Source organism: Bradyrhizobium sp. SRS-191, assembly GCF_024586915.1.
Taxonomy (GTDB): Bacteria; Pseudomonadota; Alphaproteobacteria; order Rhizobiales; family Xanthobacteraceae; genus Bradyrhizobium.
The window spans coordinates 67,924-88,679 of the sequence record NZ_JANBVS010000004.1 but is presented as its reverse complement, the minus strand read 5'-3'; the positions used below and the strand labels follow the sequence as shown (position 1 = coordinate 88,679).

The following is a 20,756-nucleotide window of genomic DNA, read 5'->3' as shown; positions in this document are numbered from 1 at the left end:
CTCTTCATCGACAAACGACATTTACTACCGTTTCGGATGAAATAAGCTCATGACAAGGGAGACCCCTGGATGACCCGGCTGCCGTCGCTGAATGGATTGCGGGCGTTCGAGGCCGCCGCGCGGCATCTCAGCTTCACCCGCGCGGCCTCCGAGCTGAACGTGACGCAGACCGCAATCAGCCATCAGATCAAGCGCTTGGAGGACGAGCTCGGCCTCCGCCTGTTCGTCCGGCAGAACCGCAGCCTCGCGCTGACGCCGCAGGCCCGCGACTACCTGCCGCTGGTCCGCGCCGCGTTCGACGACCTCCGGCTGGCGACGGAACGGCTGGTGCGCAAGGACAACGCCAAGGTGCTGACGGTCTCCACGATCGCCTCGCTGGCCGCCAAATGGCTGCTGCCGCGGCTGACCGCGTTCCAGGAGGCGCATCCCGCCATCGACGTCCGCATCACCACTTCGACCGCGCTGGTCGACTTCCGCAAGGACGATGTCGACGCCGCGATCCGCTACGGGCGCGGCCACTGGCCGGGCGTGCGGGCGGAGTGGCTGATGGCCGACGAACTGTTTCCGGTGTGCAGCCCGGCGCTGCTGCAGGGCGCCAAGCCGCTACGCTGCCCGGAGGATCTCGCGCATCACACGCTGCTGCAGGCGAGCGGCGGCTATGACGAGGATTGGCGGCTGTGGCTGACGGCGGCGGGGTTGCCTGTGGAGATGTCCCGACAGAGCCGGCTGAGCTTCGACCTGTCGTTGATGACCGTCCAGGCCGCGATCGACGGGCTCGGCGTCGCCATCGGCCGCACGGCCTATGTCCAGGACGACATCGCCAAGGGCCGGCTGGTGGTGCCGTTCAAGATGGCCCTGCCGAGCGACGCCGGCTTTTATCTGGTGACGCCGGAGGGACGTACCGATCCGCCGAAGCTCAAGGCGTTTCGCCAGTGGCTCAAGACCGCAGTGCAGCATAAGACCACGGCGGCCCAACCGGCCTAGCGTTAAGGAATCGCTAGTAAATCTATTGGCCTGGGCGATCCGGCGTGGCAGATTGCCGCACGTTTTCAACTCGGCCGGCGCAGAATTTCTTCCGCACGAGCCACTCGACGGTAGGAGTTTCTTCGCGTGTCATCGACCTCAGCCGCCCAGCCCGCCACCATCCAATCGCGCATCGGCGCGATCCTGCGCGCCACCAGCGGCAATTTCCTCGAGCAGTTCGATTTCTTCCTGTTCGGGTTCTACGCGGCCGCGATCGGCAAGGCTTTCTTCCCCTCGACCGACGAGACCGCTTCGCTGCTCAACACCTTCGGCGTGTTCTGGCTGGGCGCCCTGATGCGTCCCGTCGGCGCGATCGTGCTCGGCGCCTATATCGATAAGATCGGCCGCCGCCAGGGTCTGATCGTGACGCTCGCCATCATGGCCGCCGGCACCGTCGTGATCGCCTTCTGCCCGACCTACGAGACTATCGGCGTCGCCGCGCCGATCATCGTGCTGCTCGGCCGCCTGCTGCAGGGCTTCTCGGCCGGCGTCGAGCTCGGCGGAGTTTCGGTCTATTTGTCGGAGATCGCAACGCCCGGCAATCGCGGCTTCTACACCTCGTTCCAATCGTCGAGCCAGCAGGTCGCGATCTTCGTCGCCTCGATCCTGGGCTTTCTCCTGAGCGAGACCATGCCGGCGGCCACCGTGACCGCGTGGGGCTGGCGCATTCCGTTCTTCGTCGGCTGCCTGATCATTCCGCTGATCTTCTTCCTGCGCCGCACGCTGGAGGAGACGCCGGCCTTCCTCGCCATGAAGAAGCACCCGACCACCAGCGAAGTGTTCGCCTCGGCGCTCGCCAACTGGCGCATCGTGCTGCTCGGCATGATGATCGCGATCCTCACCACGACGACGTTCTACTTCGTCACCGTGTACACGCCGACCTTCGGCAAGACCGTGCTGAAGCTGTCGACGGCGGATGCGCTGCTGGTGACGCTGCTGGTCGCGGTCACCAACTTCATCTGGAACCCGGTCGGCGGCGCGCTCTCCGACAAGATCGGCCGCAAGCCGGTGCTGATCGGGATCGCGACGCTGTCGCTGCTGACCGCCTATCCCGCGCTGAGCTGGCTGGTGTCGGCGCCGACCTTCGGCAAGATGCTGGCGGTGGAGATGATGTTCTCTTTCTATTTCGGCATGTACAGCGGCACCATGCTCGGCGCCCTGGTCGAGATCGTGCCGGCGCATGTCCGCACCACCTGCTTCTCGCTGGCCTTCGCGCTCGCCGCGGCGCTGTTCGGCACCTTCACGCCGTTCGCGGCGACTTGGCTGATCGAGAAGACCGGCGACAAGGCCTCCCCCGGCTTCTGGCTGATGTTCGCCGCCGTGCTCGGCATCATCGCCGCGCTGACCGTCTATCGCGGCGGCCGGCAGGCCGTTGCGGCGCGCGAGCCGGCCGCGGCCTAAGCGGGTTGTCTGTTCACGCGACGGGCGGCATCATTCGATGCCGCCCGTTTTTTATTGCCGGCCGGAATGGAAGCGAGGATTGCCATGGATGAACTGATCGCCGTCGCCGGCAAGGTTGCCGAGCGGCTCATCGCGCGCAAGCAGACCATCGCGGTCGCGGAATCCTCGGCCGGCGGACTGATCGCGGCGGCGCTGCTCGCGGTGCCCGGCGCATCGGCCTATTTCCTCGGCGGCGCCGTGGTCTACACCCGCGACGCACGGCGCGTGCTGATGGACATTCCCGACGAGGCGATGAAGGGCATCCGCTCGGCCTCGGAGCCGTATGCCGAACTACTGGCGCGGCAGATCAAGTCGCGTTTTGCCACCGATTGGGGATTGTCGGAGACCGGCGCTGCCGGCCCCACCGGCAACCGCTATGGCGACGCCGCGGGGCATGCGTGTTTTGCGGTAGCTGGTCCGGCGTCCGCCGTAGTCACACTGGAAAGCGGCAGCAGCGACCGGGCAGCCAACATGCAGTTGTTCGCGAAAAGCGCGCTGGAGCTGTTGCTCAAGACACTCGCCGCATAACCCGGTGTCGTCCCGGACAAGCCTGGCGACGCGTAGCGGCGGCAGGCGCTGACCCGGGACCCATACCGCGTGATCTATCTTGGGGCAGTCTGGATGTTGAAACTGTCGCGCAAACCAACGACCGCCTGTGGCTATGGATCCCCGCGTGCGCGGGGATGACAGCGGAGTGTGCCGCCCCCGTCTCCGCTCCATCTACGGTGTCGTCCCGGACGAGCCCGCTGACGCGAAGCGGCAGCGGGCGCCGATCCGGGATCCATACCGCGTGATCTGTCTTGAGGCAGGCTGCGCGTTGAGCCTTTCGCGCAAGCCAACACCCGCCTGTGGTTATGGGTCCCTGCGTTCGCAGGGACGACAGCGGAGTTTGTAGCGCCACAAGTGCCCCACGAGCAGCCGCAGCCCTCACTTCTCCCTAAAGGCGCGCATCAGCTGGTCGTGCAGCGGCTTCATCAGGTAGGAGATCACGGTACGGTCGCCGGTCTGGACGAAGGCTTCGGCCGGCATGCCCGGGATCAGCTTGACGTCGCCCAAGCGCGCGATCTCCTCCGGCGACATCGAGACGCGGATGGTGTAGTAGCTCTGTCCCGTGCGCTGGTCGGTGGTGACGTCAGGCGAGACGCGGCTGACGACGCCGTTCAATTCCGGCGTGGTGCGCTGGTTGAAGGCGGACAGCCGCAGCAGCGTCTTCTGGCCCACCTGCAGCTTGTCGATGTCCTGCGGATTGACCTTGGCCTCGACCTGCAGGTCATCGCTCTGCGGCACGATCAGCATGATGGTGTCGCCCGCAGTGATGACGCCGCCGACGGTGTGCACCGAGGACTGCAGCACCATGCCGTCCTGCGGCGCGCGGATGTCGACGCGGCGCAGCTGGTCCTCCGCGGTGACCTTGCGCTCGACGAACTCGCCGATCTTGTCGGTGGTCTCGCGCAGATCCTTGGACACCTCGCTGACCATGTCCTTGTCGACTTGGATGATCTGCAGCTCGGTCTCGCTGATCTTGCCCTTGGCCTGGGCGCGCGCGGCGATGAATTGCGCGCGCTCGCCATTGAGGCGGGCGGCGTCGCGCTCCAGTGTGGTCAGGCGCGACAGCTGCACCAGGTGCTGCTCGTAGAGCTGGCGTACGCCGTCGAGCTCCTTCTGCACCAGCGCGATCTCCTGGTCCTTGGCGGCGACCTGTGCCGAGAGGCCCTCGATCTCCTCACCCAGCTGGGCCACGCGCTCGCGCAGCTGCGCCTTCTGGCCGATGCGGCCATTGACGCGGACCTCGAACAGCTTGGTCTCGCTCGCCGTCAGGCTCTTGACGTCGGGATCACTCATCCGCTCCAACAACTGCTGCGGAAACAGGATCTTGGCCCAGCCGCGCTGCTCCGCCTCGAGCCGGGCCGCGCGCGCCTGCAGCGCATCGAGGTTCTTGGTGACGATGGCAAGCGACGCCTTGGTCACGGTGTCGTCGAGCCTCACGACGATGTCGCCGGACTTGACGACGTCGCCGTCGCGCGCGCGCAGCTCGCCGACCACGCCGCCGGTCGGATGCTGCACCTTCTTGACGTTGGATTCGACCACGATCTGGCCGGGCGCGATCAGCGCGCCGGAAATCTGCTGCGTCGCGGCCCAGCCGCCCATCCCGCCGGCCACGGCGATGACGACACCCATGCCGACCAGGAGATGGCGGCGGATCGATTCGCGCACGCTCTCCGGCTTGCGCAAACCAGGAACGGGACCGGTGATGACCTGGCTGCTCATGGCTTCGTCACTCCGGCCTCCGAGACGATCTTGATCGGCGCCGGCGGGCGCGGCTGCAGCACCTGCGCCAGCACCGTCTCCTTCGGACCGAACGCCTGCGCGCGCCCGTCCTTCATCACCAGCACCTGATCCACCGCCTCGATGCCGATCGGCCGGTGCGCGACGACGACGACGATCGCACCACGCGCCCGCGCCGAGCGCACCGCGCGCGACAGTGCCTCGTCGCCTTCGGTGTCGAGGTTGGAGTTGGGCTCGTCGAGCACGATCAGGAACGGGTCGCCATAGAGTGCGCGCGCCAGCGCCACGCGCTGCGCCTGCCCCGCCGACAGCGCCGCGCCCTGCTCGCCGATCTGCGTGTCGTAGCCGTCCCGCATCTTGATGATGATGTCGTGCACGCCGGCTTCCTTCGCGGCGGCGATGATGCCGTCTGCCGTGGCGTTCGGATCGAAGCGGCAGATGTTCTGGGCCACGGTGCCGGCGAACAGCTCGACGTCCTGCGGCAGATAGCCGATGTGCCGGCCGAGCTCGTCGGACGACCACTGGTCGAGCGCCGCGCCGTCGAGCCGGACATGACCGCGCACCGGACGCCAGACGCCGACCAGAGCGCGCACCAAGGAGGACTTCCCCGACGCGCTCGGACCGATGATGCCCAATCCGTTTCCGGCCGACAGTGCGAACGTCACGTCCTGGACGATCGCCTTGTTGTCGCCGGGCGCGACGATCGAGATGCCCTCGACCGAGAGCTTGCCGACCGGCGGCTGCAGCTGGGTCGGCGCCGTTCGCGGCGGCATGGTTTCGAGCAGCTGGTTGAGCCGGCGCCAGCTCTGGCGCGCGGCCACAAAACTCTTCCAATGCGCGATCGCGAGATCGACCGGCGCCAAAGCCCGCGCGCTCAGGATCGAGCCGGCGATGATGATGCCGGCCGTGGCCTCCTGATGAATCACCAGATACGCACCGACCGCGAGCACGGCCGATTGCAGCATCATCCGCAGCACCTTTGCGATCGCCCCAAGACCGCCGGCAACGTCGCTGGCGCGCTGGTTGCCGGCGAGATACTTCTCATTGGTCTCGCTCCAGCGCGACAGCATGCGCCCGCTCATGCCCATCGCGACCAGCACCTCGGCATTGCGGCGGCTGGCGGTTGCGAGATCGTTACGGCGTGCGGCGAGGCCCATGGCTTCCTTCGCCGGCGTGCGGGTCAGGAATTCGGTGATCAAGGTCAGGGTCACCAGAATGATCGCGCCCACCAGCGCTGTCGCGCCGAGCAGAACGTGAAAGGCGAAGCAGATCGCCAGATACAGCGGCAGCCATGGCAGGTCGAAGAACGCGCCGGGCCCCTGGCTGCCGAGAAAGCTCCTGATGTTGTCGAGATCGCGCAGCGGTTGCAGGCCCTCGTTGCGGCCGCCGACCGACAGCGGCAGCCGCACCACGGTGTCGAACACCCGCGCATTCAGGCTCTCGTCGAGCGCGGTGCCAATGCGGCCGAGGATGCGGCTGCGGATCATGTCCAGCGCGCCCTGGGCGATGTAGAGGCCGCCCGCGATGATGATGAGGCCGATCAGGGTCGGCACCGAGCGGCTCGGCAGCACGCGGTCATAGACCTCGAGCATGAAGATCGAGCCGGTCAGGTACAGCAGGTTGATGATGCAGCTCATCACCCCGACGCCGATGAAGGCGCTGCGGCAACCGCGCAAGGCATCGCTGAGCTCGGATTGCCTCACGTGAGGTGCGGCCGCCATCACCACCATCTCTTCAATTCATCGAATGAGCTGCACGGCCGCCGATCAAAACCACAAACTGGCGGCGAACAAGGCAAAATATACTGATTCCTGCGGCAAGCGTCCAACGACACCCGTCTTAGCGTGAATCAGCCGTTGTGCTTGGTGTGTCTGACGCGGCTGCGAAAACGTTCAGCCGCGGTATCGGCAGCGCTAGAGCCGTCCGCCCGTCCGGACCAGCCGGGCCACGAGCAGCAGGATGATCGCGCCGAGCGCGGAATAGACGATTTCGGACACCAGCCCAGTTCCGAGCCGGATGCCCAGCCGCGGAAAGATCAGGCTGGCGACGAGGGCGCCGAGCACGCCGATCACGATATCCCCGATCAGGCCGAAGCCGGTGCCGCGCACGATCTTGCCGGCCAGCCAGCCCGCGATCAGGCCGACAAACAGGATGACCAGAATACCTTCGTTCGATACGTGCATGGCGTGTCCTCAACGTGGCGCCGGACGAGCGGTCCGGCGCCACGGCACCTTAGCGAGGCGACTGCGACGCTTCGACACGCGATGCTCGGCTCCGGCGCGGCGGCGGCGGGTTTCGCGCGAACCGTTACGTCGCCGCCACACTCACGGGCGGCTCGGCAAGCACGCAACGCGCCAGCCGCTGCGGCCCAAGATGAACGGCCGGCGGCAACGCCTCCGAGCAGCGCGTCTGGGCGAGGCTGCAGCGCGGCGCGAACGAGCAGCTGTGCGGCGCCTGATCGAGTGACGGCGGCGTGCCCGGGATCGTCTGCAATCGCTCGCCGCGCTTGGCGCCATGAATGGTCGAAGCCAGCAGGCCGCGCGCATAGGGATGCACGGGCTGGCGGACGATGTCGCGCAAGGAGCCCTGCTCCACGATCTCTCCGGCATACATCACGGCGACACGGTCGCAGATCTCGATGGCCACACCAATGTCGTGGGTGACGAAGATGACTGACATGCCGAACTCGCGCTGCAGCTCGCGCAGCAGCAAGAGGATCTGGATCTGCACGGTGGCATCGAGCGCGGTGGTTGGCTCGTCGGCGAGCAGCACCTTCGGACGGCAGGCGAGAGCGAGCGCGATCATCGCGCGCTGGCGCATGCCGCCGGACATCTCGTGCGGATAGGACTCCAGCCGCCGCTTGGCCGAGGGAATGCGGACGACGTCGAGCATCTCCAGCGCCCGCGCGGTGCCTTCCGCGTAGCTCTTGCCCTCGTGGCGCATCACCGTCTCGGCGATCTGCCGGCCGATCGTATAGACCGGATCGAGCGCAAGCCCCGGCTCCTGGAAGATCATCGACACCGTGCGGCCGCGGAACTGCGACAGCTCCTCGTCGCTCATCGCGAGCACGTCGCGCCCCATCACCTTGACGTGACCTGAAATCTGCGTCCGCTTCTTCGGCAGCAGCCGCATCAGCGCCCGCATGGTGACGCTCTTGCCCGAGCCGGACTCGCCGAGCAGCCCGAGCACCTCGCCATCGGCGAGCGACAGGCTGACATCGTTCACCGCATGCACCGTGCGCTCGCCGGTGAAGCGGATGGTGAGATTGTCGATCTCGACGAGGTTGGTCATACGAATTTGGTCCTCACAAACTCGGTGTCGTCCCGGGCAAGCACGTCGGCGCATCGCGCCGTCGTGCGCCGACCCGGGACCCATAATCCCGGGAGGCGTTTGCGGCACGATCGCCACTCCGAGTCATCGCAACACAAAGGCCGGTGGCTATGGGTCCCGGCTCGGCGCCTGCCATCGCTACGCGACGTCAGGCTTGGCGGGGACGACACCGAATGTGAGGAGACAGCTCCGATCAGGGCGTCTCCAGGCCATGCTCTCGCATCACCTTGATCGCTATGAGGCGGGAGCCGCTCGCCAACACTCCACTTCATGGCAGCGTCGGCACCCTCGCGTGGAAGTCGGTCGCGCGCTGGAATGCGGCTCCGATCGTAAGAATCGTGGCCTCGTCGAAGGAGCGGCCGATCAGCTGCATGCCCACGGGGAGCCCGGTCGCCGTGAAGCCCGTGGGGATCGCGAGCGACGGCAGGCCGAGATAGTTCACCGGGCGCGTGAAGCGGGTGATGCGCTGGATCACGGCCTCGGCGCCGGGCGCGCCGCCGACATCGCTGTCGGCGATCGACGGCGTCACCAGCGGCGATACCGGCGCGATCACGGCGTCCACACCGGACGTCGCCGCGACATGCGCGGCCAGCGCCGCACCGCGCCAGCGCAGCGCTTCGAGATAGGCGACGCCGGAGACGGCGAGCGCGTTCTGCAATCGCATCAGGACCTGCGGGCCGTAGTCCTGTGGCCGTTCGATCATCCAGCGCTTGTGGAAGGCGGCGGCTTCGACCGCGAGCACGAGCTGACAGGCTGCGGTGAGCTGGCGCTGGTCGGGCAGCTCAACCTGCACGACGTCGGCGCCCTCGGTCTTCAGCACGGCGATCGCCGCATCGAGACAGCCCGCCACCTCGGGATCGAGGTCATCAACATAGAACGCCTTGGGCACGCCGATCCTGAGGCCCTTGATCGAGGCCTGGGCGGCCGCGACATAGTCCTGCACCGGAGCATGGCTGGCGGTGGGATCCTCGGGATCGGGGCCGGCCATCAGGCCGAGCAGCAGCCCGCAATCCTCGGCGGTTTGCGCCAATGGCCCGACCGTGTCGAGCGACTGCGACAGCGGCATCGCGCCGGCGCGGCTGACGCGGCCCCAGGTGACCTTCAGGCCGGTGACGCCGCAGAAATTCGCGGGCATGCGGATCGAGCCGCCGGTGTCGGAGCCGAGCGCCGCAAAGGTCAGGCGCGCGCCGACCGCCGAGCCCGAGCCGGACGACGAGCCGCCGGTGACGTAGCCGAGCTTCCACGGATTGTGCACGGCGCCGTAATGCGCGTTGTGCCCGGTCGGGCCATAGGCAAACTCGGCCATCTGCAAGGTGCCGAGCCGGATCGAGCCGGCATCCTTCAGCCGCTGCAGCGCGGTCGAGGTCGTCGTCGCGACGAAGTCGCGGCGGATCAGCGAGCCGCAGGTCGAGATATGGCCGGCCTCGTAGTACATGTCCTTGTGCGCCAGCGGCACGCCGTGCAGCGCGCCCTTGGGGCCGTCCTTGGCCAATGTTGCGTCCGCCTCCGCGGCCGCCTTCAGCGCCGGCTCGGACTCGATCGCCATGAAGGCGTTCAGCTTCGGCTGCCACTGCGCGATGCGGTGCAGGCAGGAGCGCGTCACCTCGACGGAGGAGAGCTTCTTCTCGGCGATCGCCTTGGCGACCTCCGAAAGCGTCATCAGAGCGGGTTCGGTGCTCATCGGCCCACCTTCAGCGTCTGCGCCAGGACGTAGCTCGCCGGCTCGAGGTCGAATGGCAGCGTGCCCGCGACGGCGGCGAAATTGTCGAACGCCGGTCCGATCGAATCGGCGATGCGGGTCGCCACCTCCTTGTCGACCGGCAGGCCGGAGGCCTCCGCAATGGCGTGGACTTGCTGGGGCGTGGGTCTGGTCATCTGCGCTTCTCGCTGCTGGTGTCCGTCAGGCCGCCGGTGCACGGCTGTGTCCCGAGCCTGGGATCGCCATGTGGCAGGCGGCCTGATGGCCCATTGTATCCAGCTCCGTCAACTTTGGCGCGACATTCGAACAGGGCGCCTCGGCGAACGGACAGCGGGTGTGGAAACGGCAGCCCGCCGGCGGATCGATCGGATTGGGCGGATCGCCGGACAGCGGCGGCGTCTCGGTGCGCCGGTCCGGATCGGACGACGGCATCGCCGCGAGCAGCGCGCGCGTATAGGGATGCGCCGGCTTGGCCCAGACCTGCTCGACCGGGCCGAGCTCAACGACCTCGCCGAGATACATCACCAGCACGCGATCGGAGATGTAGTTGATGACGTTGAGGTCGTGGCTGATGAACAGATAGGTCAGCCCGAACTCGCGCTTGAGGTCCATCAGCAGGTTCAGCACCTGCGCCTCGACCGATTTGTCGAGCGCGGAGACGGCTTCGTCGAGAATGACCAGCCGGGGCGACAGCGCCAGCGCGCGGGCGATGTTGACGCGCTGACGCTGGCCGCCGGAGATCTCGTGCGGATAGCGGTTGGCGAAGGTCTCGGGCCGCAGTCCGACCTTGCCGAGCAGCTCGCGCGCCAGCGCCCGAGCCGCGTTGTCCGCCATGCCGTGCACCTTCGGCCCGAACGCGATCGATTCCTCGATCGTCAGCCGCGGGTTGAGCGAGGCATAGGAGTCCTGGAACACCATCTGCATGCCGCGGCGCAGCTCGCGCAACGACATCTCATGGCCGACCTGCCGACCGTCGAAGATGATCTCGCCGGCATCGCGGTCCATCAGATGCATCAAGAGCCGCGCCGTCGTCGACTTGCCGCAGCCGGACTCGCCGACGATGCCGACGGTCTCGCCCTTGCCGATATTGAACGAGACGTCATCCACCGCGCGCACGGTCTTGCGCGCGCCGAACAGCCCGCCGCGCACGGGGAAATGCTTGGTGAGACCATCGACACGCAACAGCGGCTGCGCCTTGCCGCCGAGGTCTTCGATGGGGGCGAGGCCAGTGACGGATGTTGCTTCAGTCATAGCGATAGACTCGAGTAGGAGCGGCAGATGCCGCTACCCTCCCTCTCCCCGTTCTTACGGGGAGAGGGCCGGGGTGAGGGGCTGCCGCACGGGAAGTGTTCGCCGAGAGACTTGTACCCCCTCACCCGGATTGCATCTGGCGATGCAATCCGACCTCTCCCCGCAGGCGGGGCGAGGTGCACTGCCGACGACGATCGAGCTTCATTGAAAATCGCCATGGCAACCATCAGCTCCGTATATCCATCGCGCTGCGCAAGCCATCGCTGAGCAGGTTGAAGCAGATCGACACCGCAAAGATCATCACGCCCGGGAGCGCCGCCACCCACGGATTGACGTAGATCGCGGTACGCAGGGTGTTCAGCATCAGGCCCCATTCCGGCTCCGGCGGCTTGGTGCCGAGGCCGAGGAAGGAGAGACCGGCCGCCAGGATCATCGACACGGAGATGAGACCCGTCGCATAGACGAAGATCGGCCCGAGCACATTGCCGAGCATGTGCGCGCGCATGATGGTAAAGGCATTCGCGCCCGACGCCCGTGCCGCTTCGACGAAATCGCGGTTACGCACGCCGGTGGTGACGCTCTCGGCCACGCGGGTGATCTGCGGCACGAACACGATGGTCAGCGACACGATCGAGTTGGTGATCCCCGCTCCGAGCGCACCTGAGATCGCGATCGCCAGCAGCACCGAGGGGAAAGCGTAGAACACGTCGATGGTGCGCATGATCATGGTGTTGACCCAGCCGCCGACATAGCCGGCGACGAGGCCGAGCATGGTGCCGATGCCGAAGGCGAGGATGACCGGCGAAATTCCGATCAGCAGCGACAATCGCCCGCCATAGATCAGCCGCGCCAGCATGTCGCGGCCGAGCTCGTCGGTGCCGAGCGGATAGTTCGGCGTGCCGATGTGGCGGAGGCGGCGGATCATCGAGCCCTGGTAGGGATCGGCAAGATGCAGATAGGGCGCCAGCAAGGCAGACAGGACAATCAGCAGCAGGACGGCGACGCAGACCATGCTGACCTTGTCTCTGACGATTCGGCGGCCGACGGTGGCCCAATAGCCGCGCGCGTTGGTGGCTGGCGCCGCCTGGAGGGATTGCTCGTTGATCGCGCTCGGGGACGTCATGCTCATCGCTAGCCCCGCTTGATGCGCGGATCGATCGCGGCCTGCGCGATGTCGACCACGAGGTTGAGGATGACGAAGAACATCGCCAGCACCAGGATCGTGCCCTGCAGCAGCGGCAGGTCGCGCTGGAAGATCGCCGAGTTCAAGAGCAGGCCCGAGCCGGGCCATGAGAACACCGTCTCGATCAGGATGGAGCCGCCGAGCATATAGCCGAGCTGCAGGCCCATCACGGCGAGCGCAGTCGGCGCGGCGTTCTTCAGGACGTGGCGGAACACCTGCGTCTCGCGCAGCCCCTTCGCGCGCAGCGCTTCGACGAAGTCCTGGCTCAGGATATCGCCGGTCAGCGCGCGCACGGTGCGGGTGATGATGCCCATCGGAATGACGGATGTCGTGATCGCCGGCAGGATCAGGAAACGCAGATGCGCCCAGTCCCACGCCCACGCGCCGGAGCCGGACGGGCCTGCGCCGACGGCCGGCAGCCAGTTCAGCTCGACCGAGAAGATGATGACCAAGACCATGCCGAGCCAGTAATGCGGCAGCGACACGCCGGCGATCGCGATGGAGGTCGCGACCTTGTCGATCCAGGTGTCGCGGAAATAGCCGGCGACGAGACCGAAGAACAGGCCGAGCGAGAAGCCGATGATGGCGGCTGCGATCGCCAGCGTCACGGTGTTGGAGACGGCGCGCAGCACCTCGGCCAGCACGGGGCGGCCGGTAGCGATCGAATTGCCGAGATCGCCATTGACCGCGCGCCACAGCCATAGCCCGAACTGCACCGGCAGCGGTTTGTCGAAGCCATAGGCCACGCGCAGCTGCTGCGCGAGCTCCTGCGACGCATCGGCCGGAAGCACGGCGACGAGCGGGTCACCCGGCGTGATGTGAACCAGCATGAAGCAGACGAGCGCGACGCCGATGATGATCGGGATCGCGTAGACCATCCGCCTGGCAGCATAAGAAAGCACGAGTCACCTTCGGTTGACTCTCCATTCTTTGCAGAGAGTCGCGAGAAACTAGCGGCATCAAGAACACGCCCCTCCCCCTTGCGGGAGGGGTCGGGGGTGGGGGTCCCCAAAAAGATTGCCGCCGGGGCTACCCCCCACCCCGCCCCTCCCTCGCAAGGGGGGAGGGAGCGCAGCGGAGCAAACGGGGAGCTAACGTTTCACCAACAACTATTCCACCGAGATCGGCGAGAAGTCGATGAACCAGCTCTTGGGCTGCACCACGCCCTTGACCTTCGGGCTCATCGCGCGCGGGCCGACGTCGTGGGCAACGTAGAGGAACGCGGCGTCGTCGACGGATGCCGCGTGCAGCTCGGCCAGCGCCTTGTCGCGCTCGGCCGGATCGAAGGTCTGCCGCGCCTTCTTGACCAGTTCATCGAACTTCGGGTTGTTGATGAAGCCCCAATTGTTGGAGACCGGGGGCGCCATCGACGACTGCAGGAAGCGCACCAGCGCGAAGAACGGGTCCATCGCCGCGTAGGTGACGTTGGTGGCGTTGGCGCCGTTCGCGGACGGGTCCTTGGCGCCGCGGCGCCAATTGGTGAACAGCGTGTTCCACTCGATCACATCGAGCTTGACGTCGAAATAGCACTCGGCCAGCGCCTGCTGCAGGTACTCGTTCATCGGCAGCGGCTGCATCTGCCCCGAGCCGGAGGCCGAGGTCTGCGTCTTCACCTCGAGCTTCTTGTTCGGGCCGTAGCCGGCCTCCTGCATCAGCTTCTGCGCGGCGGCCTTGTCGTACTTGATTTCGAACGTCACGTTGCCGCGCCAGGGATGGCCCTTCTCGAAAGTGCCGGTCGCCGGCACCATCAGCCCTGCGAGCAGACCATCCTTCAGCCCTTCGCGATCGATGCAGAGATTGGCGGCCTTGCGCACCCGGATATCATTCCAGGGCGACCCCTCGATGCGCGAGAACTGCCAAGGCCAGACATGCGGCTGCTCATTGGCATAGAGCTTGAAGCCGCGCTGCTTGATCTCCGGCAGCGCGTCCGGCGCCGGCGCCTCGACCCAGTCGACCTGCCCGGACAACAGCGCCGCGGTGCGCGCGTTCGCTTCCGGCATCGGCAGCAGGATCATCTTGTCGGACTTCGGCACGCGCGCCTTGTCCCAATAGGCTTCGTTCTTGACGAGCTCCAGCCGCTCGCGCGGCGTGAACTTCGCCATCTTCCACGGGCCGGTGCCCGAGGCGTCCTTGGCGAAGGCAGCCCACGCGGCTTGCGACTTCGCCTTGTCGTCGGCGCCGGTGGCGGCCTCATAGAGCTTCTGCCACTGGGTGGGGCTCGCCATGAACAGATTGGTGAGGTTGATCGGCAGGAAGCTGTCCGGCTCCTTGGTCGTCAGCTCGACGGTGAGGTCGTCGATCTTGCGCGCCGAGGCCAGCGTCGGCATGCGCGAGGCGGTCACGCCGACCTGGCTCGGATCGAACTGCGGCGCGTCCTGCTTCAGCACCTTCTCGACGTTCCACACCACGGCGTCGGCGTTGAACGGCGAGCCATCGTGAAACGTGACGCCGGGACGCAGCTTGAACGTCCACTTGGTTTTGTCGGCATCGTCGACCTTCCACTCGGTGGCGAGGCCGGGATTGACGACGCTGGGCTTGTCGGCCGACGACAGATCCCAGCCGGTCAGCGCGTCATACATGGTGAGACCGGTGAAGCGGTTGCCCTCGAAGCCCTGGTCGGGCTGGCCGAGCGTGCGCGGAATGTCCGCCGCGGTCATGCCGATGCGCAGCACGCTCTCCGCGCCGGCCGTCGCCGGCAGCATGAGGATGGCAGCGCTCGTCATCATCGCGGTCGCAACGGCCGCGTGCTTCGTCATTGAGGTGGCAATACGCAAAAGCACGATGGAGATCTCCGATCAGCTGGCTAAATTCTGTGCAGCATTATGCAACGCCTATGCCAGTGGAGCTCCGGAGCAAGCGCCTGCGACGCGTGGTCACAACCGTTTGTGCTCAAATGATCTTCGTCAGCGGCTTGGCACCCGGATTGCAGGTTTGGCGCATCGAATTTGACCCGGTTTCCACGGAGCTTCATCTTCATGCGTATTCGACTCTCATTGCTCGCAACGGCGATCGCCCTCAGTCTCTCCGCTGTTGGAGCGCGTGCCGAAACGGTTCTGCGCTACGGCATCTCGATGGCGGACATTCCGCTGACGACGGGCCAGCCCGATCGCGGCGCCGGCGCCTATCAGTTTACCGGCTACACGATCTATGATCCGCTGGTGGCCTGGGACATGAGCGTCGCCGACAAGCCCGGCAAGCTGATCCCGGGCCTGGCCACCGAGTGGAAGGTCGACGAGTCCGACAAGACCAAGTGGCGCTTTTCGCTGCGCAAGGGCGTCAAGTTCCATGACGGCAGCGACTTCAATGCCGACGCGGTGATCTGGAATCTGGACAAGGTGCTCAACGATAAGGCACCGCAGTTCGACAAGCGGCAGAGCGCGCAGGTCAAGACACGGCTGCCGTCGGTGGCGAGCTACGCCAAGATCGACGACTCCACGGTGGAGATCACCACCAAGACCGTCGACTCGTTCTTCCCCTATCAGATGCTGTGGTTCCTGATTTCGAGCCCCGCCCAGTACGAGAAGCTCGGCAAGGATTGGGACAAGTTCGCCAGCCAGCCCTCGGGCACCGGTCCGTTCAAGCTGACCAAGCTGGTCCCGCGCGAACTCGCGGAGCTATCAAAGAATTCCGAATATTGGAACAAGGACCGGCTGCCGAAGACCGACAAGCTGGTGCTGGTGCCGATGCCGGAAGCGCTGACGCGCACCAACGCGCTGCTCGCCGGCCAGGTCGACCTGATCGAGACGCCGGCGCCGGACGCGGTGCCGCAGCTCAAGGCCGCCGGCATGAAGCTCGTCGACAACGTCACGCCGCACGTCTGGAACTATCATCTCAGCGTGCTGCCGGGCTCGCCCTGGACCGACATCCGCCTGCGCAAGGCGCTGAACCTCGCGATCAACCGCGACGAGGTCGTAGGCCTGATGAACGGCCTCGCCAAGCCGGCCAAGGGCCAGGTCGATCCGTCGAGCCCGTGGTTCGGCAAGCCGACGTTCGAACTGAAATATGACCTTGCCGCCGCCAAGAAGCTGGTCGAGGAAGCCGGCTACTCCAAGGCCAAGCCGCTGAAGACGACCTTCATCATCGCGCAGGGCGGCACCGGCCAGATGCTGTCGCTGCCGATGAACGAATATCTGCAGCAGAGCTTCAAGGAGATCGGCATCGACATCGACTTCAAGGTCGTCGAGCTCGAGACGCTGTACACGCATTGGCGCAAGGGCGCGGCCGACGAGATGAACGCCGGAATCACCGCCAACAACATCGCCTATGTCACGTCGGATCCGCTCTACGCGATCGTCCGCTTCTTCGCCTCCGACCAGATCGCGCCTGTCGGCGTCAACTGGGGCGGCTACAAGAACCCGAAGGTGGACGCGCTGATCGCCGAGGCCAAGCAGACCTTCGATCCGGCCAAGCAGGACGAGCTGATCGCGCAGGCCCATGCGCAGGTCGTCGATGATGCCGTGCTGGTCTGGGTCGTGCACGACACCAACCCGCACGCGCTGTCGCCGAAGGTGAAGACGTTCGTCCAGGCCCAGCACTGGTTCCAGGACCTGACGACGATCGGCGCGCAGTAGCGGTTCGGCGCCAGTTGCCGTCACACTCGCAAAGAAGCCCGGCCGCCTGCCGGGCTTCTTCTTCAGCACAACAACCGATATTTCATTTGCCGACGACGAACGCGCTCGAGTCAAATTTGTAGGATGCTTGGAGAAAGCCGCCGTACCGCTCGTAGCTGAATGTCGTGGGCGATCCCGGGACTCCCGGGAATTGCGTGGTCCCGGATGTCGTCCGAGCGTACCAATAGCGCCCCCCGAGGCCGACGCTGAAGTTTCTCGTCACGTCGTAAGACACGATACCTTCGAGCTGATAGCCCCAGCCGTTTCCGGACTGCGGAAGCGGATTGATGTCGGGCCGCAGCCAATGATTATCGAACCCGCTCAGCCGGACGTAGGGCAGGACGGCGCCATCGAGGGTGACGTTCCAGTTTTGCCCCAGATGGAAGACGCCGTTCAACCCCACACGAAGCGAGTCCCAGTTCTCGGTCTTGCTGAGCACCAGCACGCCTCCGGCAACCGGAGCGAGACCACAGATAAACGGGTTGGTCGCGATCTGATTACATCCGTACGCGTTGACGGTCTCATAGAAATGGTTGTAGCCGATGAAGCCGCCGACCTTGAACGCAGGCCCTCTCCAGAAATTGTAGCCGGCGTCGATGGTGCCGTACCACAGCCTGCCGCTGTTCAAGTCGCTGACCGTGTTGGAGTACGGAATGACCGCCGGCGGATAGTCTTCGTCGTTGAGCGTGCCGCTGAAGATGTTTCCGCCGCCAGCAAAGCCTTTGGCGAAGAAGCCGACATTGTGATCGACCCTGGCGAAGCCTTCGCCGGCATGGCTGTTGAGATTCTTGTAGGTCAGCTGGGAATTGATCTGGCCTGCAACGAAAGGATCCCCCAGCGTGTAACGGGTACGGCCCGAACTGTAGAAATAGCGAGCGCCGACCTCGAACTCCCACAGCGAAACCGGCGCCGGCGGCGCCTTGACGGGAAGGTCCGCGGCGGACACCCCGCTGGCCCCAAGCACACACACGGCCGCCGCGATGAGGCTGCCCCTGCGTGGCCGAGTGTAACGATATGGCGGAGCGAAACGCTTGACTGGCCCCCATGCCGGCCGCTGCTTCGTCGGAGCAGCCGCACTTGCATCCTCAGAAGACTGCATCGATGCCCCCATCTGCAGCATCTTACCACCTTAAGTGGATTAGCATCGTATTGCACCTCCATAGCGAGTACAATCCGACGCACATGCTCCCAACTCTTTCCTATCCCGCTGTTGCAGCCTCGCAACAAATGCCAACCGCTCGACATCTGCTGGATCGCGCCGTCGCCGTGCCGATCCTGCAGCGCCGGACGCGCTTTGGTTCGGTCAAACTCGTTGTCGTCACGCTCGCGCTTGCCGGCAACATCGCGGTGGCGGACGCGCAGACATCCTCCACCAAGCCTGGCAACGTCGCGGCGCGATCGCCGCCGGCGCAGGATGGAGGCAAGCCGCCGCGTATCAGACGGAGCCTTCCGCCGCCGCGTCCCGCCCGCCACACTCCCGACACGGAAAAACGCAGCACGCGTTGCCCGCCTTATTCGGCCTACGTGATCTGCAATTGATGACCATCATCGCCGCGCGATGGCCCGTCAGAACGGCCGGGTCCGTTCTTCGGCGGATTGCTACTTCGTCAGCAGCGCGTAGGCGCCGTTCCAGTCGTCCGGCGGCGGGTTCTGCTGATAGACGCGGATGCGCGCCTCGTAGAGATCGTACAGCTTCGCCAGATCGTGCGCTTCGTCCTTCTTCCGGCCGCGCGCGATGGCCGCCAGCGCCTCGTCCCAGTCGCGACCGCGATAGGCGGCCAGCATCTCGATGGTGAGGTTGCGCAGCATCTGGAAGCGCTCGGAATGCATCACGTCCTCGCGGCCGGTGATGGCATAGATCACCTCCGGCTCGGTCTTGCCCTTGACCATGATGAAGTCGAGTTCGAGGATGGCGAGCCTGTCCTTGACCGCCATCGCGGTCGCCGAGCCGACGATGATGGGAAAGCCGTATTCCTTGGTCTGGCCTTCGAGGCGCGAGGCGAGATTGACGCTGTCGCCGAGCACCGAATAGTTCTTCTTCAGCTCAGAGCCCATGTTGCCGACGACGCCGATGCCGGTATTGAGGCCGATGCCGACGTTGAGCCGAATATAGACATGCCCGCCATGGGCGGCCTCCTGCTCACGCTCGCGATTGACCTCGTCGATCCTGTCCAGCATGTCGAGCGCAGCCGTGCAGGCATTGAGATGGTGCTCCCGATCGTCGAGCGGCGCGTTCCAGAACGCCATGATGGCGTCGCCCATGTACTTATCGACATAGCCCTTGCGCGCGATGATCGCGTCCGTCAACGGTGTCAGGAAGCGGTTCATCAACGCCGTCAAGCCTTGCGGATCGTGCTTGTAGCTTTCCGAGATCGAGGTGAAGCCGCGGACGTCCGAGAACATGATGGTCATCTCGCGCTCCTCGCCGCCGAGCACGAGCTTCTCCGGCGATTGCGCGAGCTGCTCCACCAGCACCGGCGACATGTATTGCGCGAACCAGCCGCGGATTTCCCTGCGCTGCTGCTGCTCGCGGATGAAGCTGGCGAAGATCAGCGTCAGATAGATCGCCGTCGTCGACAGCATCGGATAGGTGAAGTCGATCAGGATCCGGTGCTGCTTGTAAAAATACCAGGAGACGCCCAGCAGCGCGCTCGCGAACACGGCTCCGACGAGCACTAGCGTGACGGCGCCGAGCCGTGGCGCGAACACGATGACGAGCAGGCCGAGCAGCACGGCGCCGAAGAATTCAACGGTGATGCCCCAATAGGGCCTGGTGAGGATCGAGCTCGTGAGCACCGACTCCAGTACCTGGGCATGCACCTCGACGCCCGGCATGGCTGCGTAGACCGGGGTGGTCTTGATGTCGCTCAGGCCGATCGCGGATGGTCCGATCAGGATCAGTTTTCTTGCGATCTTCTCCGGCGGCACACGCCCCTCGAGCACGTCGATCGCGGAGACATAGATCGACGGATCGTGATTGGCGTAATGCACCCAGATCTTGGCGTTGCCATCGGTCGGGATCTGAAGCGGGCCGAAGCCGATGCTGGTAATGCCACCTGTATCGGCCTTGACACGAACAGTATCCGCGCCGGCCAGGACCCGCAGCGTCTCGAAGCTTAGCGCCAGCATCTTGACGTCCTGCGCCCGCATCACCATGGGCACCCGACGGACGATGCCGTCGCGCTCCGGCTCGATGGTGAAGAGGCCGCGTCCCGCCGCGGCACGCTCGATCACCGGCACGTTGCGTAACAGCCCCGGGAACGGCTCCATGAACGGGACCGGATCTCCCACTTCCGCAAAGCCGGTCTCCGGCAGCGTCTTGTCGGGTTCGGCCCGGACGTCGCGGCTCGCCGTCTCACCGAGAACGACGCGCGACCGCCGCACGGCATCGGCCAGGACCTCATCGTTGGACGGCAGCGCCTTCAGCTTGTCCCGCGTCGCCTCGTCGAGATTGGGAAACGTCTCGGCCGCAATCGCCGGATTGAGCCGGTCGGGCTCGGCGAATACGACGTCGAATGCGATGACGAGCGCGCCGAGCTGCGTGAGCCTGTCGACGATCTCAGCTATGCGCGTCCGCGGCCACGGCCACTGCCCGAGCTTGGGATCGGCAACGCTCTTCTCGTCGATGTCCACGATCGTAACCGGGCGAATGGTCTTGACCCGCGGACTCAGTGCCTGGAAGTTGTCAAACGTTCGCAGGCGCAGTTCCTGCACCAGGGCGGGATCGGCGACGCGTAGCGCCGCAAAGGCCATCATCAGCAGCAGGCAGATCGCGCGCGCATAGCCGAACTTGCGCGCGAACCATCGTGGGACTGCTCTCAACCGCTTCATGCAGCATCCGATATCACGCCGAGGCCGGCGATCCGAGGCATCTGATCATCCCGAAGGGCAAAATGCCTGACAACGCCGCCGTCCGCACCTTCCGCGGACAGCG

18 protein-coding genes are annotated in these 20,756 nt (G+C 65.7%); 6 read left to right on the top strand and 12 right to left on the bottom strand.

The window, feature by feature from the left end; genetic code table 11:
- Positions 1–69 precede the first annotated feature (69 nt).
- From NLR35_RS09170 to NLR35_RS09160, 3 genes are all read left to right on the top strand, one after another.
- Positions 70–984, top strand: coding sequence for a transcriptional regulator GcvA (locus NLR35_RS09170; RefSeq protein WP_257166248.1), 915 nt, complete (start codon positions 70–72; stop codon positions 982–984).
- A 126-nt stretch (positions 985–1,110) separates the two neighbouring features.
- Entirely contained in the window at positions 1,111–2,424 is a 1,314-nt protein-coding gene (locus NLR35_RS09165; protein WP_257166247.1) for an MFS transporter, read from the top strand.
- 84 nt (positions 2,425–2,508) lie between these two features.
- On the top strand, positions 2,509–2,991 hold the full coding sequence (locus tag NLR35_RS09160; protein ID WP_257166246.1) for a CinA family protein: 483 nt from the start codon (positions 2,509–2,511) through the stop codon (positions 2,989–2,991).
- A 399-nt stretch (positions 2,992–3,390) separates the two neighbouring features.
- Here NLR35_RS09160 and NLR35_RS09155 read toward each other — a convergent pair whose 3' ends face one another.
- From NLR35_RS09155 to NLR35_RS09110, 10 genes are all read right to left on the bottom strand, one after another.
- Positions 3,391–4,731: an HlyD family type I secretion periplasmic adaptor subunit gene (locus tag NLR35_RS09155; protein ID WP_257166245.1), complete on the bottom strand. Its 1,341-nt coding sequence runs from the start codon at positions 4,729–4,731 to the stop codon at positions 3,391–3,393.
- Complete coding sequence (locus tag NLR35_RS09150; protein WP_257166244.1) at positions 4,728–6,470, bottom strand: type I secretion system permease/ATPase; 1,743 nt, start codon at positions 6,468–6,470, stop codon at positions 4,728–4,730. The genes NLR35_RS09155 and NLR35_RS09150 overlap by 4 nt, the downstream gene beginning before the upstream one ends.
- A 192-nt stretch (positions 6,471–6,662) precedes the next feature.
- Positions 6,663–6,932, bottom strand: a complete 270-nt coding sequence (locus tag NLR35_RS09145; RefSeq protein ID WP_257166243.1) for a GlsB/YeaQ/YmgE family stress response membrane protein — start codon at positions 6,930–6,932, stop codon at positions 6,663–6,665.
- Between the two features lie 124 nt (positions 6,933–7,056).
- Positions 7,057–8,040, bottom strand: a complete 984-nt coding sequence (locus NLR35_RS09140; protein WP_257166242.1) for an ABC transporter ATP-binding protein — start codon at positions 8,038–8,040, stop codon at positions 7,057–7,059.
- A gap of 307 nt (positions 8,041–8,347) precedes the next feature.
- Positions 8,348–9,760 (bottom strand): amidase, encoded by a 1,413-nt coding sequence (locus tag NLR35_RS09135; RefSeq protein WP_257166241.1) that lies wholly within the window; start codon positions 9,758–9,760, stop codon positions 8,348–8,350.
- Positions 9,757–9,954 (bottom strand): hypothetical protein, encoded by a 198-nt coding sequence (locus NLR35_RS09130; RefSeq protein WP_257166240.1) that lies wholly within the window; start codon positions 9,952–9,954, stop codon positions 9,757–9,759. The genes NLR35_RS09135 and NLR35_RS09130 overlap by 4 nt, the downstream gene beginning before the upstream one ends.
- Positions 9,955–9,979: 25 nt before the next feature.
- Positions 9,980–11,029 carry an ABC transporter ATP-binding protein gene (locus NLR35_RS09125; protein WP_257166239.1) on the bottom strand — a complete coding sequence of 350 codons (1,050 nt, stop codon included), beginning with the start codon at positions 11,027–11,029 and terminating at the stop codon, positions 9,980–9,982.
- 226 nt (positions 11,030–11,255) lie between these two features.
- Entirely contained in the window at positions 11,256–12,158 is a 903-nt protein-coding gene (locus tag NLR35_RS09120; protein WP_257166238.1) for an ABC transporter permease, read from the bottom strand.
- Between the two features lie 2 nt (positions 12,159–12,160).
- Positions 12,161–13,114: an ABC transporter permease gene (locus NLR35_RS09115; RefSeq protein WP_257166237.1), complete on the bottom strand. Its 954-nt coding sequence runs from the start codon at positions 13,112–13,114 to the stop codon at positions 12,161–12,163.
- A 207-nt stretch (positions 13,115–13,321) separates the two neighbouring features.
- On the bottom strand, positions 13,322–14,938 hold the full coding sequence (locus NLR35_RS09110) for an ABC transporter substrate-binding protein (RefSeq protein WP_257166236.1): 1,617 nt from the start codon (positions 14,936–14,938) through the stop codon (positions 13,322–13,324).
- On the opposite strand from NLR35_RS09110, the gene NLR35_RS09105 reads away from it, so the two are divergent.
- Both NLR35_RS09105 and NLR35_RS09100 read left to right on the top strand, forming a co-directional pair.
- A complete protein-coding gene (locus NLR35_RS09105; RefSeq protein WP_257166235.1) occupies positions 14,919–15,161 on the top strand; it encodes a hypothetical protein in 243 nt (80 codons plus the stop codon). The two genes, NLR35_RS09110 and NLR35_RS09105, sit on opposite strands and share 20 nt — an antisense overlap.
- 26 nt (positions 15,162–15,187) lie before the next feature.
- On the top strand, positions 15,188–16,783 hold the full coding sequence (locus NLR35_RS09100; protein WP_257166234.1) for an ABC transporter substrate-binding protein: 1,596 nt from the start codon (positions 15,188–15,190) through the stop codon (positions 16,781–16,783).
- Positions 16,784–16,865: 82 nt separating this feature from the next.
- Here the strand turns inward: NLR35_RS09100 and NLR35_RS09095 are convergent, their stop codons facing one another.
- A complete protein-coding gene (locus NLR35_RS09095; protein WP_257166233.1) occupies positions 16,866–17,768 on the bottom strand; it encodes a hypothetical protein in 903 nt (300 codons plus the stop codon).
- Positions 17,769–18,004: 236 nt separating this feature from the next.
- Here NLR35_RS09095 and NLR35_RS09090 point away from each other — a divergent pair, with 236 nt between their 5' ends.
- On the top strand, positions 18,005–18,361 hold the full coding sequence (locus tag NLR35_RS09090) for a hypothetical protein (RefSeq protein WP_257166232.1): 357 nt from the start codon (positions 18,005–18,007) through the stop codon (positions 18,359–18,361).
- Between the two features lie 60 nt (positions 18,362–18,421).
- On the opposite strand, the gene NLR35_RS09085 is transcribed toward NLR35_RS09090, so the two are convergent.
- A complete protein-coding gene (locus NLR35_RS09085) occupies positions 18,422–20,653 on the bottom strand; it encodes a CHASE2 domain-containing protein (protein ID WP_257166231.1) in 2,232 nt (743 codons plus the stop codon).
- Between the last annotated feature and the right edge of the window lie 103 nt (positions 20,654–20,756).

Bases quoted from the DNA above. Each gene is read 5' to 3' on its own strand.
- NLR35_RS09155 (WP_257166245.1), bottom strand. From the start codon at position 4,731: ATGAGCAGCCAGGTCATCACCGGTCCCGTTCCTGGTTTGCGCAAGCCG.
- NLR35_RS09125 (WP_257166239.1), bottom strand. From the start codon at position 11,029: ATGACTGAAGCAACATCCGTCACTGGCCTCGCCCCCATCGAAGACCTC.
- NLR35_RS09170 (WP_257166248.1), top strand. From the start codon at position 70: ATGACCCGGCTGCCGTCGCTGAATGGATTGCGGGCGTTCGAGGCCGCC.
- NLR35_RS09110 (WP_257166236.1), bottom strand. From the start codon at position 14,938: ATGATGACGAGCGCTGCCATCCTCATGCTGCCGGCGACGGCCGGCGCG.
- NLR35_RS09120 (WP_257166238.1), bottom strand. From the start codon at position 12,158: ATGAGCATGACGTCCCCGAGCGCGATCAACGAGCAATCCCTCCAGGCG.
- NLR35_RS09090 (WP_257166232.1), top strand. From the start codon at position 18,005: ATGCTCCCAACTCTTTCCTATCCCGCTGTTGCAGCCTCGCAACAAATG.
- NLR35_RS09150 (WP_257166244.1), bottom strand. From the start codon at position 6,470: ATGGCGGCCGCACCTCACGTGAGGCAATCCGAGCTCAGCGATGCCTTG.
- NLR35_RS09140 (WP_257166242.1), bottom strand. From the start codon at position 8,040: ATGACCAACCTCGTCGAGATCGACAATCTCACCATCCGCTTCACCGGC.
- NLR35_RS09100 (WP_257166234.1), top strand. From the start codon at position 15,188: ATGCGTATTCGACTCTCATTGCTCGCAACGGCGATCGCCCTCAGTCTC.
- NLR35_RS09130 (WP_257166240.1), bottom strand. From the start codon at position 9,954: ATGACCAGACCCACGCCCCAGCAAGTCCACGCCATTGCGGAGGCCTCC.
- NLR35_RS09135 (WP_257166241.1), bottom strand. From the start codon at position 9,760: ATGAGCACCGAACCCGCTCTGATGACGCTTTCGGAGGTCGCCAAGGCG.
- NLR35_RS09085 (WP_257166231.1), bottom strand. From the start codon at position 20,653: ATGAAGCGGTTGAGAGCAGTCCCACGATGGTTCGCGCGCAAGTTCGGC.
- NLR35_RS09160 (WP_257166246.1), top strand. From the start codon at position 2,509: ATGGATGAACTGATCGCCGTCGCCGGCAAGGTTGCCGAGCGGCTCATC.
- NLR35_RS09145 (WP_257166243.1), bottom strand. From the start codon at position 6,932: ATGCACGTATCGAACGAAGGTATTCTGGTCATCCTGTTTGTCGGCCTG.
- NLR35_RS09105 (WP_257166235.1), top strand. From the start codon at position 14,919: ATGGCAGCGCTCGTCATCATCGCGGTCGCAACGGCCGCGTGCTTCGTC.